Source organism: Pseudomonas sp. LB3P81 (assembly GCF_054897965.1).
This window is the reverse complement of the sequence record NZ_JBUBVG010000001.1, coordinates 3,380,633-3,394,812: the sequence shown is the minus strand read 5'-3', so window position 1 is coordinate 3,394,812 and position 14,180 is coordinate 3,380,633. Positions and strand designations below refer to the sequence as shown.

Genomic DNA, 14,180 nt, shown 5'->3' with positions numbered 1-14,180 from the left:
GGAATGTTCGGCCTTTTAATCAACCCACAGCCTCAACGCGATGAGAGCTTGTTAGGGTATTTACAGCGATTGGCGGGGGCCAATGGGTTAGCGGGAGACGAGCTGATCAAAGCCTTTGAACAAGCAGAGGCTGGCGATATCGCCGCCTGGTTCAGCAGATTTGAGCCGCCTGTGTCCTGGTCTTCGGTGTCCGAAGAGCTTCGGCAGCCCAAGACCAAGACGCTAAAGGTCTGGTCACTACGGCATAAGAGGTATTGCGCCTGCTGCTTGGCTGAAAGCGCTTACTGGAAAGAAACCTGGGACCTGACGTTGGTAACGACATGTTCGTTGCATGGCGTTCAGTTACAGGACAGATGCCCAGGTTGTTCGGTGAAGATCAATCACGGCGCTATGTTGGCAAATAGCTGTAAGTCTTGTGGCTATCTCCTCACTGAACAGACTGTGGAGATCCCCGCTGCTGATAGCCATAGAGCTTGGATGACCACTGCACTTGAAGCAAGGCTGTCCAAAAACTTCAAGCACGGACACTCTGGCTTGGACGCTCTTACCTATGAACAGCTGCATGTTTTGTCGTCCCGCCTCGCCGTGAGAAGCGTGCGATCGGAGAGCACAAAGCCATTGAAGGTGGCAGGCTCTGGGTCACTTGAGGTTTCTCGACATTTAGCCCAGGCGGCGGGCCAGGTCCTCATGAATTGGCCGGGGGCTTTTCGGGACATGCTCAGCGATCTCAGGGACGCGAGATCCGATGGAAAGGATTGGAAGCTCACATCAGCATTTGGGCCACTTTACAGAGACATTCACCATGAGCTAGAGGCTCCCTGCTTCGACTTCGTCCGTAGCGAGTTTGAGTCCTACGTTAAGGATGCTTGGCAGGCACCGTTATCCAAGAGAAATCGCTATCTGAGCGAAAAAACGATCCAAGGCCATCGTTGGGTTTCCATCGAGGAGGCCGCTAGATTAACGGGCTTGCTTAGATCTTTTGTCGAGCGACTGCATGATCACGGAGAACTCGAATCCAGGGAAATCGCCCACTCAAGCGGTCGTAAATTGAAGGTCGTTGACGTAGCCCAGCTTCGAGAGCTTTCTTTACGCATGCAGGGCTCAGTCAACATGAGGCAAGCGGCACAACTGCTACATATCAACCTGGATAGAGTCCGACAGTTGATTGGCGCAGGGATGCTCCGGTTCCATGGCGGAAGGCCAAAGCCAGGCGAAAACTGGCTGATAGATGTCGATTCGATTAATTCTTTGAGACCCAAAAATATCCAGCCTGCTATGGATAATGATTTTGTCACGGTCAACTACCTCGCCAAGCACCACCTTCCAGCGGGTGGCGGCTTGGTGGAGCTGATCAAAGCGATTCAGACCGGCCAGCTCCAAGCTTTTTCAGATGGTGATAACAACGTTATGCTGGGGCATTGGTTAGTCAAAACCCAAGCCCTGAAAAAGTGGATGCGGAACGTCTTTCAAAATCCCTCGGATTTCCCCGGGATTACCATCTGCAAAGCGGCGATCCTTTTAGGTGTAAAGCAGGAGGTCGCCTACGCGTTGGTCCGGCAGGGGATCCTTTGGAGTACCCCCATCAAAAGCGGGAGGCGTACTTTGCAAATGGTTCTCCCGAAAGCGATTGAGAGATTCAGACGTAGGTACATACTTGGCCCCGAGCTGTCAGTCTTTTTGGGCCTACCCCCAAAACACGTCATGCCCCACCTTTGGGAGAATGGATTCAGGCCAGTTGCGGGGCCGTCCATAGTGAAGTCCCCCTGTCGACAATACGTGTGGCCCAGAAGCAAAAAATTAGTCGACTATCTGTCTTGGAAGGCTGCGCATTATTGAAATTCGAGGTTTGAATTTTAAACCTATGCGGCTCTCCCTTTCGGCGCCGTGGTTGGCAATTCAGACATCCGGTGATATGCAGACTACTGCTTATACACGCTTGGGGTAGTTTTCAAGGAGATCACCCGACGACTGAAAGCACAATGAGAGGGGAGCAGCTGCACTTCACCTAAGCAGTAGAATTCAAGGTACATTTACGGCTATCAAATAAGGTCAGCACTGCTGGGATCGAGCGATCATGCCGGCTTGAAAGGGAATTGGGGTATGGATAAAAAGTCGCTTACCGAGCGGGACATTTGCACCAAGTTCATCGCGCCTGCGATCCAGTTAGCCGGCTGGGATATCCAGAAGCAAGTACGCGAAGAAGTCAGCTTTACCAAAGGACGTATCATCGTCCGTGGCAAATTGCACAGCCGTGGCGAATCCCGCCGTGCCGATTTTATTCTCTATCACCAGGCCAACCTGCCGATCGCTGTCATAGAAGCGAAAGACAACAAACACGATATCGGCTCTGGCATGCAGCAAGCCCTCGGTTATGCCGAGTCACTGGACGTACCGTTCGTGTTCTCCAGTAACGGCGATGGCTTTCTATTCCACGACCGTACCGGCACTGGTACACAGGTCGAAACTGAGCTGAGCCTCGACCAGTTCCCCTCCCCTGACGAGCTGTGGCAGCGCTATTGCCGATGGAAAGGTTTGAACGGTGATGCCCGTAAAAAGGTCGAGTCCCCCTACTACGACGACGGCTCCGGGCGCATGCCGCGTTATTACCAAACCAATGCGATCAATCGTACCGTCGAGGCCGTCGCTAAGGGGCAGTCACGCATCCTGTTGGTGATGGCTACCGGCACCGGCAAGACCTACACCGCCTTTCAGATCATCTGGCGGCTGTGGAAGTCCAAGCAGAAAAAACGAATCCTCTTCCTGGCCGACCGCAACATCCTGGTCGACCAGACCAAGAACAACGACTTCAAACCCTTCGGCCAGGCGATGACCAAGATCGCCAAACGCCAGATTGATACCTCTTACGAGATTTACCTGTCGCTCTATCAGGCCGTGACGGGCACTGAAGAAGAAATGAACGTCTACAAACAGTTTTCCCGAGACTTCTTCGATCTGATCGTGATCGACGAATGCCACCGTGGCAGCGCCGCCGAGGATTCCGCCTGGCGCGAGATTCTCGACTACTTTTCCAGCGCCACCCATGTCGGCCTCACCGCCACGCCGAAGGAAACAAAAGAAGTGTCCAGCATCACCTACTTCGGTGAGCCGGTGTATAGCTACACCCTCAAACAGGGTATCGAAGACGGCTTCCTCGCCCCCTACAAAGTCGTACGTATCGACTTCGACAAGGATCTCCAAGGTTGGCGCCCGCCCAAGGGCATGCTCGACAAAAATGGCGAGCTGATCGAAGACCGCATCTACAACCTCAAGGACATGGACCGCACCTTGGTAATCGAGGCGCGCACCCAACTGGTAGCGCAAAAGGTTACCGAGTTTCTCAAGGCGACCGACCCATTCCAGAAAACCATCATCTTCTGCGACGACATCAACCACGCCGAGCGCATGCGCCAAGCGCTGGTGAACCTCAACCCGGAGCGCATTGCCGAGAACCGCAAATACGTCATGCGCATTACCGGGGATGACCAGGAAGGCAAAGCCGAGCTGGACAACTTCATCAACCCAGAAGAGCGTTACCCAGTCATTGCCACCACCAGCAAGTTGATGACTACTGGCGTTGATGCCCAGACCTGCAAGCTGATCGTGCTCGACCAGCACATCAAGTCGATGACTGAGTTCAAGCAGATCATCGGGCGTGGCACCCGCATCAACGAAGACTTCGGCAAGTACTGGTTCACCATCATGGACTTCAAGAAGGCCACCGAACTGTTTGCCGATCCGGCTTTCGATGGTGACCCCGTCGTGATCTATGCCCCTGAAGGTGAAGAGTCTCCCGTACCACCTAATGACCAGGCGACGGATGAGGATGGCATCACCGCTGGCACCACGGCAGAAGCCGACAACCTTGAATTCACAGGTGATGATGACAAAAAGCGCATCAAATACATCATCGAAAGCGTCCCGATCTACGTCATCGCCGAACGTGTGCAGTACTACGGCCCGGATGGCCGGCTGATCACTGAATCCCTACACGACTACACCCGTGTCTGCGTGCAAAAGCAGTTCGCCTCGCTGGACGACTTTCTGCGTCGCTGGAGCGATGCCGATCAGAAGAAGGTTATCATCGAGGAAATGGCCACCCAGGGTGTGATGTGGGAAGCCCTGGCCGAGGAAGTGGAAAAGAAACAGGGCAAGGTCCTCGACCCATTCGACCTCGTCTGCCATGTAGCCTTCGACCAGCCTGCGCTGTCGCGTAAGGAGCGCGCCGAGCAGGTGAAAAAACGCAACTACTTTGGCAAATACTCAGGCGCAGCGCGCCAAGTGCTCGAAGCATTGCTCGACAAGTATGCCGACACCGGCATCGAGCATATCGAAGACATCAAGATCCTCCAGCTCGATCCCTTCAGCCAGATCGGTGCGCCCATCGAGCTGGTCAAGGCGTTTGGTGGCAAGACCGGTTACAACAAAGCCATCCATGAGCTGGAAGATGAGCTCTACGCCAGTTAAGCTTCCCGCCCCCGCATTTTCGGCGCAGGCAGCACCACGCGGCCTGCGCCTTGAACCCTCTGTTTTGTAGTAAGCCAGCGAGATTCCCATGTCCATTAGCAGCACCATCAAATCCATCCAGGACATCATGCGCAAAGACGTGGGTGTCGATGGCGACGCCCAGCGGATCGGCCAGTTAGTCTGGCTGCTGTTCCTGAAGATCTTCGATGACCGCGAGATGGAATGGGAGTTGATGGACGACCACTACCGCTCGCCGATCCCTGACAGCTGCCGCTGGCGCAGCTGGGCCGCCGACCCGGAGGGCATGACCGGCGACACCCTGAAGGACTTCATCGACAACAACCTGTTTCCGCAGCTACAAAACCTCCACGAATACAGCATCACACCCTCCGCCTTCGTGGTGCGTAGTGTGTTCGAGGACGCCTACAACTACATGAAGTCGGGCCAGCTGCTGCGCCAGGTGATCAACAAGATTCAGGAAGGCGTGGACTTCAACAAGGCCCAGGAACGCCACGAGTTCGGCAACCTCTACGAGCAACTGCTGCGCGACCTGCAGAACGCGGGTAACGCCGGCGAGTTCTACACCCCGCGCCCGGTTACCGAATTCATGGTGCGCATGGTCGATCCCAAGCTGGACGAAAAGGTCATGGACCCAGCCTGCGGCACCGGCGGTTTTCTCACCTGTGCCATTGAGCACAAGCGTAGCCGCTATGTGAAAACCGCCGAAGACGAGCGCACCCTGCAGTCCAGCATCTTCGGCGTAGAGAAAAAGCCACTGCCGCACCTGTTGGCCACCACCAACATGATCCTGCACGGCATCGAAGTGCCGAACCAGATCCGCCACGACAACACCCTGAGCAAGCCGCTGATAAGCTGGGGCCCAAGTGAGCGCGTGCATTGCATCGTGGCCAACCCGCCATTCGGTGGAATGGAGGAGGATGGCATCGAAACCAACTTCCCCGCAGCCTTCCGTACCCGTGAGACCGCCGACCTGTTCCTGGTGCTCATCATGCAACTGCTCAAGGACGGTGGCCGCGCCGCCGTCGTGCTGCCGGATGGCTTCCTCTTTGGCGAAGGCATTAAGAGCCGCATCAGGGAAAAACTGATGACGGAGTGCAACCTGCACACCATCGTTCGTCTGCCCAACGGCGTGTTCAACCCCTACACAGGCATCAAGACCAACCTCCTGTTCTTCACCAAGGGCACGCCGACCAAGCACGTATGGTTCTACGAGCACCAGTATCCGACTGGGGTGAAGAACTACTCCAAGACCAAGCCCATGCGTATCGAAGAGTTCGCTGTGGAAGAAGACTGGTGGGGCAGCGAGGCCGATGGCTTTGCTGCACGGGTGGAAAATGAATTCGCCTGGAAGGTCAGTGTCGAGGAACTGCAGACCCGCAACTGGAACCTGGACTGTAAGAACCCGCATATCGGTGAGCAGATCAGCCACGAACCGGATGAACTGCTGCGAGACTACGCCCAGTTACAAATCGAGATCACAGAACTGCGTGACCAGCTCAAAGCTGTACTGGCCGAAGCCCTGGAGCGCCAGGTATGACAGCACTACTCACTAACAATCTGCCACTGATTAGCCGTGCGCCTAATGGCATTCAGAAACTACGCGAGCTGATTCTGGAATTGGCAGTCCGCGGCAAGCTACTGGCACAGAATCCTTGTGAGGAGCCGGCTATTGAACTGCTTGATCAGATTGCCAAAGAAAAAATGCAATTTGTGGCGAAGGGAAAGACCAGTGCACACATACCACTGGTGCCAATCGACGATGCTAAAGTTCCTTACAAAGCCCCACCCGGCTGGCTATGGATAGAACTTGGTGATATTTCGTTAATCGAACGGGGTGGCTCGCCCCGACCGATTAAGGACTTCTTAACAGAGGATCCTGACGGCCTTAACTGGATAAAAATTGGTGATACTGATAAGGGTGGAAAATACATCACTTCTGCTGGTGAAAAAATACGGCATGAAGGTCTAGTTAAGACACGCATGGTATATCCAGGTGACTTTCTACTGACCAATTCAATGAGTTTTGGCCGGCCGTATATCACAAAAATCGAAGGATGCATACATGACGGGTGGCTGAGAATCAGCCCTCCTACCTCGCTTGTTAAGGACTACTTATACCTGCTTCTGTCATCACCCTATGTGCGTAGTTTTTTTATTCAAGCGGCTGCTGGCGCAGTGGTTTTAAACTTGAATGCAGATAAAGTGAGAGAGCTGCCAGTACCTCTTCCACCTTTAACCGAACAACAACGTATTGTCGCCAAGGTCGATGAGTTAATGGCCCTGTGCGACCGGCTGGAAGCCCAGCAGGCCGACGCCGAAAGCGCTCACGCCCGATTGGTACAGACACTGCTCGACAGTCTGACCCAGGCCAGCGACGCCACCGACTTCGCCGCCAGCTGGCAGCGCCTGGCCGAGCACTTCCACACACTGTTCACCACCGAATCCAGCATTGACGCCCTCAAACAAAACCTGCTGCAATTGACCGTGATGGGAAAACTGGGGACGCAAGACTCTAGCGACGAACCGGCCAGCGAATTGCTTAAGCGGATTGTCGAAGAAATGGCGCAGTCGGCGATGAAGAAAAAGACCGGTAATCAAATACCGATGGTGACAATGAGAGAAGCGCAGACTCCTTACAAATCTGCGCCTGGTTGGTTGTGGATAAAGCTTGGCGATATCTCACTAATTGAACGTGGTGGTTCACCCCGACCAATTAAAGACTTCCTGACAGAGGATCCTGATGGGATTAACTGGATAAAAATTGGGGACACTGACAAGGGAGGAAAATACATTACCTCTACAGGTGAAAAAATACGCCGCGAAGGCCTCACAAGAACGAGAATGGTATATCCAGGCGACTTTTTATTGACTAATTCAATGAGTTTTGGCCGGCCGTACATCACGCAAATCGAAGGATGCATACATGACGGATGGCTGAGGATTAGCCCTCCAGCTACGCTAGTTAAAGACTACCTCTACCTCCTTCTTTCATCGCCCTACGTGCGTAGTTTTTTTGTGGGAGCCGCCTCTGGCGCAGTAGTCTTAAACTTGAACGCAGATAAGGTGAGAGAACTTCCTGTTCCTCTTCCGCCACTGGCCGAGCAACATCGCATCGTCGCCAAAGTCGACCAGCTAATGACCCTCTGCGACCAACTAAAAAACCGCCTGACCCAAGCCCGCCAACTCAACGAACAGCTGGCCAGCACCCTGGTTGAGCAAGCTGTCGCCTGAGGCGCACTCATGAAGGACTTCAGCTCAGGACACCCCCATGTCCATCAAGACGCAAATCTGGACGGTAAAGCGGACTGGATTGATCCCCTCAAACCGGGTGTGGTGGACGTGTTAGACGAAGAAATTGTGATTCCTCGATAGGCAAGGTGTGTTTCTGCAAGGCACGTTAGTCGCACCGATGTGCACCTAACGTGCCTCGAGGAGAAAGAGTTCGCCTAAAAGCTGCGCCCCTTTCTCTTTGTCGCTATTGACTAAAAAGTTACCAGACCGTCAGCGACTCTCGTCAGTGAAACAGGGGAGTTCAGTCGGCTTAACGGGTGATCCGCTTGAGTTCATAGGGAGGATTCTGGATCTCACATTCACCGGTCCCATTCTTAAAGCCCTCAAAGTAAACAGTTGTACTGACGTAGTCCGGCTGCATCAGTTTCCCTGTACCACATGGACCAAAATCAGCTGAGACCTCGTAAAGCCGCTTGGAGAAGTCAGCACCTTGTTCTGGCGAAACCGTCCCTTTAGCAATACGACGGTGGCCGTTGGCCTCGATAGTTGCGAGCTCGATCCATTTGGTCCCACCGCTCTCATAGGCCTGAACGTAATTCCCTTGATTCGATGGAAACTCAACACGTGCGATTTCGCTCGCTTCACTGGTGCCAGCGAGCATAGCCAGGGGAACAGCCAACGAAAAAACAGCCTGAAGCATCAAACGCATAGGTCTTTCCTCACTGTGGGTGACAGCGGTGCGCTGGCCCTTCAACACAAAATGGGGGCCACCTGTCTATTTAACCAGTAGTTGAGGATTTTTTTTTGAAGGGGCTGGCCATGCTGGTGGATGTGCCCAGGAAAACGAGGGGCGATTCAGCATGGCCTTTTGCCTTTCGGATGTGATATTGCTTTGCGCTCAATTTGACTAGCGAAAGGAAATGCGAATGTCTGGTTCTGGCGGTAGCTATCTGGGTCCATCCACGCCCACCACTTCCTGCGCGGCCCTTCAGTTTGATACCCAGCTTGCTTCCCCGAAAGCACAGGTGGTTGGGCAGATGAGCGTCAACGACATCCTCGACATTGTCTTTTCGCAGTCTGGCAATCAGCAGGTTGTCACCGCACTGTGGAACGGCGCTGAGGCAGGAGGGATTGTCGACCCACATCTGAACCAATTGCGAAGCTGCATGAGTCAGGGCGAACAGTACCAGGCACGTGTGCTGCACGTTGGTGGCGGGCAAGTACGCCTTCGGGTTTACCACATTTAATTTCGAGCAAGGAGAGCTCTATGATCACCATCGTAGGAGGCGTCTACCGAGAGCGCTGCATGCGCCCGGCGTGGGACGATATTTATGGGTCGGCAGGGAGGGCAGCAACGGCGATTGCTCGTTTCGGTGGTCAGGCGGAATTACACGCCTGTGTAGATAGCGACACCCAGATCGTCGTTGATGCCCGCGCAGCCGCGGAAGGTTTCCAGTTCAATGCTACGGCTGCGCAGGCACCGGTGACTTTCGAGTACATCCATGGCCTCGCCAATCCAGATATTCGACGTGGTACTCACGTCAAATCGAAGCTGCAGGTTAGCGCCGAGAAGGTGCTTCGATTCGGCATGATCGATGGAACGGCAGTAGTTGATGCTGAGTACGCGGTGTTTGACCCACAGAATGCCGACGGTACGGAGTCCTTCAGGGCCAATGGCTCTGAAGCAAAGTACCTGGCTCTGGTCCTGAACCGCCATGAGGCCAATCTGTTGGTTCCCTCTTCCAGTGGTTTGACCGCACAAGAGCTCGCAATCGTGCTTGCCGAGCAGGAGCGCGCGGAGGTGGTTGTTATCAAGATGGGGCCTCTGGGTGCCTTGGTGTATGACAACGGCGCAATCTCGACGGTACCTGCCTACTGCACTGAAAGGGTATGGAAGATCGGCTCGGGAGATACCTTCGCCGCCCACTTCGCACTGGGCTGGATGGACAAAGGTCTTTCGGCTCACGATGCAGCCTCGGTTGCCTCCATTGCGACGGCCTTTTATTGCGAAAATCAAGGCTTCCCCGACCAGGCTTTACTTGCTGGCTTCAAGCCGAACCCACTGCAACCGTCAGCTCGGTATCGCGATGGCTACGCCCCTAAGGTGTACCTCGCAGGTCCATTCTTCACCCTCGCAGAGCTGTGGATGGTCGGGCAAGCTCGCAGAGACCTGCTGGCAATGGGGCTGGATGTATTTTCCCCATACCATGACGTCGGTCTTGGCTCTGCTGAGGACGTGGTCGAAAAGGACCTTGAAGGGGTGCGTGATTGCGACGTTCTCTTTGCGATTGGTGATGGGCTCGACTCGGGCACGATTTACGAGATTGGCTACGCTCGGGCGTTGAACAAACCTGTCGTCTTCTACGCGGAAAATGAGTCCGAACAGGACAAGAAAATGATGGAAGGCTCCGACTGCTGCATCACCGATGACTACGTGAGTGCGATCTATCAGACGGTCTGGGAAGCGGTAGTGCTATGAAGACGGGATTATTGTTGTCTGGCGGGATGGATTCTTTGACGATTGCCTGGTGGAAGCGCCCCGACATCGCGTTCACCCTGAACTACGGTCAGCTCGCGGCGCTGGCCGAGATCGAGGCTTCAAGAGCGATCTGCCAACAGTTGGAAATCCCTCATCATGTGATTGAGATCGACTGCCGGCAGCTGGGCTCGGGAGACATGGCAGGTAGCCAAGCCAACAGTCTGGCTCCTGCCTCGGATTGGTGGCCGTACCGGAACCAGATGCTGATTACGCTGGCCGCGATGAAGGCAATCTCGTTCGGTGTGACACACCTCTGGTTGGGTACCGTGAAATCGGATGGCTTCCATAGGGATGGCTCCCCAGAGTTCATGTCGGCGATCAGCCATCTGCTTTCCCTGCAGGAGGGCAGCATGGTGGTGGAGGCTCCTGCAATTGAGTTTTCTACTGCTGAGCTTGTCCGCAAATCGGGCGTCCCTGCGAGTCTCCTGGCCTGGGCGCACAGCTGCCACAAGTCGCATGTTGCATGTGGCAACTGCCGCGGCTGCAACAAGTACATGGAAGTGTTTCAAGAGGTGGGGTATGACTTGGATCGACTTGGGTGACCCTATTCCAAGGCCGGCGCCTGAGCGGTATGAGCCTCTCGAGTGGGAAATGGGTGATGTCTGCCCGCTCCCTGCTTCCTCGGAGGCATTAGCCCGGCCGTTCTGCGAGGTTTTGGATGCGCGTGCGTCACATCGCGAGTTCGGCGTCGTCCATGACCAGCAGCTCGGAGCCTTCCTCTGGCATGCCTGCAGAACTCGAGGATCCGGTACGTCAAACCTGGGTTTTGATCTGGAGCATCGAGCGGCCCCCTCGGCTGGCGCGATCCACCCTATACACATCGTCGTTAAGCGGCCCGAAGATGATCGATGGTGGATGTATGAGCCCAGGGCCCACCAACTGGTGGAGCTCCGACATGCGACCGGCAAGCTTGCAGGCCTTTATGAATTCAGTCTGCAGGTTCTGGACGGTGATGAGGCAACACGCATTCTGTTTCTGGCCGAGCCCGGAAAAACATTGGGCAAATACCACGATGGTTGCAGCCTTGTTTGGCGTGACGCGGGGGCGCTACTCGCGGTCATGGCATTAACTGCGACAGCCCAGGGACTCAACTTCTGTCCGCTGGGTATCACCGGTGAGCCTTGGGCCAGTGCCCTAGCCGATCAGGGAAAGTTGGCCGGGGTTGGCCTTGCTCTTCTTGGGTCTGCTACGAGAACCTGATTCAGGTGCGTGGTGCCCCATGCCCATGATGCTGTGCACCGTGGCGGGCGATGACATCATCTCCAACCACATCAGGGCATCGAGTTCCGAGGCCCTGACGCCAAGCCCTTTACTGAAGCGGATGAACTGCTCTTCGAGCTCTAGGTAGTGGCGCTCAACGGTCAAGTTGCTCTCGAAGAACCTACCTAGTAACCCGGCACGGAGAATGTGGATGTCCAGGATTGCCACATCGTCCGCATCCAGCCAGTTACGGGCAACCCACGATGCGGTCTTGTAACCAATGCCTGGAATATCCAACAGCCAGTCGCGCAGCGCTTTGCCGGAGCCTAATGGAGGCCGTTCAGCAGACAGTTTCTGAAGTGCCGCGCAGAGGTAGCGGGCCTTCTGCGTGGCGAAGCGGTATCGCACTTGGCGACCATCGATAGTTAGGGGCTCTTTCAGCCACTCGAGCAGGCTTTCTTCTGAAGGTGGTTGATCGCCAAAGGCACCCCGCTCCTTGACGTGCTGAAAGGCGGCGAGCCCGACGCTAGCGGGGATGCCATGTCCACCCAACAAGCATGCGCCAACTTCTTCTTTCAGTGTCGCGCCGAGCTTGTAGTTGATCCGATCGCCAGTAAGACGGCGTGCGTACACTTGGTAGGCCCAGTAGGCAGGAGTCGGGAACGCCTCCATGGCTCCCCACGGGACGCCCGGAATAACTTCTGCGTCTGCTGTGGGCAGCTCGACACTGAAGACCGCTTGGTCCATGAAAATAGCGCCTAATTGCATCAGGCTACCTCCTCGGCAATGCCGTAGTGTTCCTGCATCCATTGCAGTAACTCGTGTCGCTCAATGGGATCTAGACTCTCGATACGAGTACGGAGCCTGGTTTGGCGACGCTGAATGGTTTGGCGGTCTCGGAATGTTTCGCCCATGTATCGGCTGTCGTGCAAACGGCTGGGAGGTTCGAAGTTCATCCACACCGTTTCCTCGCGCAGCTCTGCATGGGTCTTAGCCGGAAAACTCACCTTGCGCCACCCGATGAGCTCGCGGTTGTAGAGATCACAGTCATAGCCCGAAAGCATCACTTTGCAAGGTAATGCGACCAAGCACCGCAGCAAGCGGATGTGGTCTTCTTCCGAGTAATCGCAGCGATAGACCTTCGCTCGACGGCGGGTTACCGGAACGTAGGGCGGATCGACATAGACCAGCTCTTGGCCTTCGAACGAATACCCTTCAAGGAACGCAACCGCGTCGACTTGGTAGAGTTCGCAGGTATCTGGCAGCTCCGTTTGCCAAAGCTCAATGACTTTGGCGTCAAGGTCCAGGCCAATGTTGCGCTGCGCAGCCTTTTTGTTGCGCATGACGGCGCCGCCACCAAGGTGGGATTCGATGTACGTCTGATGCGGTGGCATCAGGTTGATCAAGCGCTGGTAGCACTTGCCTTTTCCGCCTGGATATTTCATGCGCCAAGCATCGTCAGAAATGACGATGACGTCAAGGCGAAGCGCCGAACGGCCAGCATGCGTGGAGTTCGGTTAAGGTGTAGTCACGAAATGTAGATGGACTCCGCAGGCCTGCCCCAGCTTTTCAACGGATCATACTCAGCTTTTGAGCGGGAGAACGTAGGCTGATCAGATACGGAGTCAGTAACTTGCCTTGGGTCGAATATCAATCGGCAGAGTGGGGGGCAATTTCCGATCAGCTCCAACAGAGGTGTCTACCTAACCCGTGGCGATTTAATTCAGTTGGGTGCCATTGTGTTGGCGCTGATACGATTTTGACCCAAGCTACCGGAATTCATTGACCCACCCGAAGGTTCAGCAACGATGACCTTGCGCGGGATTTCAGAGGCTATATATGGGTTAGTCAAAATCAGCAGCTTGGGTCAAACGTGTCAGCACCAACAGTGCTGGCGGACAAAGTGAGCCTTGGAATGGCGAGTACTACTGCTCTTTTGGCCACAGCGCCACGCGTCCCTGGCAGGATGCCCAATCACTTGGTTTTATCTGTGGCGTCGGCGGCACTTGGTACAGCAAAAGCCTGAAGATGCTCGCACCAGACGACCGAGTATGGGTGAACATCCCGCAGCAAGGCTATGTGGGTGTCGGCCGAGTCACCGGTTTGTCGCAGCCTAACTGGTCATTGCATGCGAAACCAAATTCACGCCTATAGCGGCAAAAACAAAGGGGGCTAAATATTTTGTCAAGTCGGCTATTTCACTTATCCCAATCCACAAATATGAAGCTTCCGGAAGAGATAATTGATATTCCATTATGGATGCGCCAAGAAAACCAGAAACGCCAACTATAAGAACCGAATAAATTATTAATGCGAATCCATTTTTGTAATTTTCATGTCTGTCTATTTGTTCCGATTTATATGTTCTGTGAATTCTGCCAGCACCGTAGAAAATGCAAGCTATTAGCGATGCAAGCCAAAAAAATACGATTAACATCTTACAAGTTCCTGTGAGGATTTATTAGAAATGGAAACTAAGCCCTAAACCCAATGGATTCTTCCGTGCTTTAGCCAGAAGTGGGATTTGCAGCCGCTTTTTAACCAAACCGATGGGTGCAGCGATGGATGCCCGTGTTTGTCGAGTTTGCAATCCCAGCGGGGACTTGCCTCCTCGATTAGCAAAAGTTCGATCGTGTGCCCGCAACCGCATGGACATTTGAAACCGACACACCAGTCCTCTTGGCCATCCCTGGCCAGGAGTAGTGACCGCATTGGCATCTTGGCT

General features: G+C 54.6%; 13 protein-coding genes and 1 pseudogene. 9 read left to right on the top strand and 5 right to left on the bottom strand.

What is annotated here, in order from left to right; genetic code table 11:
* The first annotated feature begins 3 nt into the window (after positions 1–3).
* From ACYZTL_RS15620 to ACYZTL_RS15605, 4 genes are all read left to right on the top strand, one after another.
* On the top strand, positions 4–1,836 hold the full coding sequence (locus tag ACYZTL_RS15620) for a TniQ family protein (protein WP_461952546.1): 1,833 nt from the start codon (positions 4–6) through the stop codon (positions 1,834–1,836).
* 264 nt (positions 1,837–2,100) lie between these two features.
* Positions 2,101–4,464 (top strand): EcoAI/FtnUII family type I restriction enzme subunit R, encoded by a 2,364-nt coding sequence (gene hsdR, locus ACYZTL_RS15615; protein WP_461952545.1) that lies wholly within the window; start codon positions 2,101–2,103, stop codon positions 4,462–4,464.
* 88 nt (positions 4,465–4,552) lie between these two features.
* Positions 4,553–6,022, top strand: coding sequence for a type I restriction-modification system subunit M (locus ACYZTL_RS15610; RefSeq protein WP_461952544.1), 1,470 nt, complete (start codon positions 4,553–4,555; stop codon positions 6,020–6,022).
* Complete coding sequence (locus tag ACYZTL_RS15605; RefSeq protein ID WP_461952543.1) at positions 6,019–7,716, top strand: restriction endonuclease subunit S; 1,698 nt, start codon at positions 6,019–6,021, stop codon at positions 7,714–7,716. The genes ACYZTL_RS15610 and ACYZTL_RS15605 overlap by 4 nt, the downstream gene beginning before the upstream one ends.
* A gap of 310 nt (positions 7,717–8,026) precedes the next feature.
* Here the strand turns inward: ACYZTL_RS15605 and ACYZTL_RS15600 are convergent, their stop codons facing one another.
* On the bottom strand, positions 8,027–8,425 hold the full coding sequence (locus tag ACYZTL_RS15600) for a hypothetical protein (RefSeq protein WP_461952542.1): 399 nt from the start codon (positions 8,423–8,425) through the stop codon (positions 8,027–8,029).
* Positions 8,426–8,642: 217 nt separating this feature from the next.
* Between ACYZTL_RS15600 and ACYZTL_RS15595 the strand changes: the two genes are divergently transcribed.
* From ACYZTL_RS15595 to ACYZTL_RS15580, 4 genes are read left to right on the top strand one after another with little or no spacing between them, the layout of a single operon-like run.
* Positions 8,643–8,963, top strand: a complete 321-nt coding sequence (locus ACYZTL_RS15595; RefSeq protein ID WP_461952541.1) for a hypothetical protein — start codon at positions 8,643–8,645, stop codon at positions 8,961–8,963.
* Between the two features lie 20 nt (positions 8,964–8,983).
* Positions 8,984–10,195 carry a PfkB family carbohydrate kinase gene (locus ACYZTL_RS15590; RefSeq protein WP_461952540.1) on the top strand — a complete coding sequence of 404 codons (1,212 nt, stop codon included), beginning with the start codon at positions 8,984–8,986 and terminating at the stop codon, positions 10,193–10,195.
* The gene (locus tag ACYZTL_RS15585) at positions 10,192–10,797 is read left to right on the top strand and encodes a 7-cyano-7-deazaguanine synthase (protein WP_461952539.1); all 606 of its coding nucleotides are present in this window, start codon (positions 10,192–10,194) and stop codon (positions 10,795–10,797) included. The genes ACYZTL_RS15590 and ACYZTL_RS15585 overlap by 4 nt, the downstream gene beginning before the upstream one ends.
* Positions 10,775–11,455: a nitroreductase family protein gene (locus tag ACYZTL_RS15580; RefSeq protein WP_461952538.1), complete on the top strand. Its 681-nt coding sequence runs from the start codon at positions 10,775–10,777 to the stop codon at positions 11,453–11,455. Before ACYZTL_RS15585 ends, ACYZTL_RS15580 begins: the two co-directional genes overlap by 23 nt.
* Here the strand turns inward: ACYZTL_RS15580 and ACYZTL_RS15575 are convergent.
* Positions 11,390–12,223, bottom strand: coding sequence for an 8-oxoguanine DNA glycosylase (locus ACYZTL_RS15575; protein ID WP_461952537.1), 834 nt, complete (start codon positions 12,221–12,223; stop codon positions 11,390–11,392). The genes ACYZTL_RS15580 and ACYZTL_RS15575 overlap by 66 nt on opposite strands.
* Positions 12,223–12,900 (bottom strand): DNA adenine methylase, encoded by a 678-nt coding sequence (locus tag ACYZTL_RS15570; protein ID WP_461952536.1) that lies wholly within the window; start codon positions 12,898–12,900, stop codon positions 12,223–12,225. The genes ACYZTL_RS15575 and ACYZTL_RS15570 overlap by 1 nt, the downstream gene beginning before the upstream one ends.
* 451 nt (positions 12,901–13,351) lie before the next feature.
* Between ACYZTL_RS15570 and ACYZTL_RS15565 the strand changes: the two are divergent.
* Positions 13,352–13,570: pseudogene (locus ACYZTL_RS15565) on the top strand (nuclease); the annotation flags it as partial.
* Here the strand turns inward: ACYZTL_RS15565 and ACYZTL_RS15560 are convergent.
* Positions 13,569–13,892, bottom strand: coding sequence for a hypothetical protein (locus ACYZTL_RS15560; protein ID WP_461952535.1), 324 nt, complete (start codon positions 13,890–13,892; stop codon positions 13,569–13,571). The pseudogene ACYZTL_RS15565 and the gene ACYZTL_RS15560 sit on opposite strands and share 2 nt — an antisense overlap.
* Before the next feature lie 44 nt (positions 13,893–13,936).
* A complete protein-coding gene (locus ACYZTL_RS15555) occupies positions 13,937–14,167 on the bottom strand; it encodes a DUF6527 family protein (protein ID WP_461954318.1) in 231 nt (76 codons plus the stop codon).
* Positions 14,168–14,180: the final 13 nt, after the last annotated feature.

Bases quoted from the DNA above. Each gene is read 5' to 3' on its own strand.
- ACYZTL_RS15620 (WP_461952546.1), top strand. From the start codon at position 4: ATGTTCGGCCTTTTAATCAACCCACAGCCTCAACGCGATGAGAGCTTG.
- hsdR (WP_461952545.1), top strand. From the start codon at position 2,101: ATGGATAAAAAGTCGCTTACCGAGCGGGACATTTGCACCAAGTTCATC.
- ACYZTL_RS15610 (WP_461952544.1), top strand. From the start codon at position 4,553: ATGTCCATTAGCAGCACCATCAAATCCATCCAGGACATCATGCGCAAA.
- ACYZTL_RS15605 (WP_461952543.1), top strand. From the start codon at position 6,019: ATGACAGCACTACTCACTAACAATCTGCCACTGATTAGCCGTGCGCCT.
- ACYZTL_RS15600 (WP_461952542.1), bottom strand. From the start codon at position 8,425: ATGCGTTTGATGCTTCAGGCTGTTTTTTCGTTGGCTGTTCCCCTGGCT.
- ACYZTL_RS15595 (WP_461952541.1), top strand. From the start codon at position 8,643: ATGTCTGGTTCTGGCGGTAGCTATCTGGGTCCATCCACGCCCACCACT.
- ACYZTL_RS15590 (WP_461952540.1), top strand. From the start codon at position 8,984: ATGATCACCATCGTAGGAGGCGTCTACCGAGAGCGCTGCATGCGCCCG.
- ACYZTL_RS15585 (WP_461952539.1), top strand. From the start codon at position 10,192: ATGAAGACGGGATTATTGTTGTCTGGCGGGATGGATTCTTTGACGATT.
- ACYZTL_RS15580 (WP_461952538.1), top strand. From the start codon at position 10,775: ATGACTTGGATCGACTTGGGTGACCCTATTCCAAGGCCGGCGCCTGAG.
- ACYZTL_RS15575 (WP_461952537.1), bottom strand. From the start codon at position 12,223: ATGCAATTAGGCGCTATTTTCATGGACCAAGCGGTCTTCAGTGTCGAG.
- ACYZTL_RS15570 (WP_461952536.1), bottom strand. From the start codon at position 12,900: ATGAAATATCCAGGCGGAAAAGGCAAGTGCTACCAGCGCTTGATCAAC.
- ACYZTL_RS15560 (WP_461952535.1), bottom strand. From the start codon at position 13,892: ATGTTAATCGTATTTTTTTGGCTTGCATCGCTAATAGCTTGCATTTTC.
- ACYZTL_RS15555 (WP_461954318.1), bottom strand. From the start codon at position 14,167: ATGCGGTCACTACTCCTGGCCAGGGATGGCCAAGAGGACTGGTGTGTC.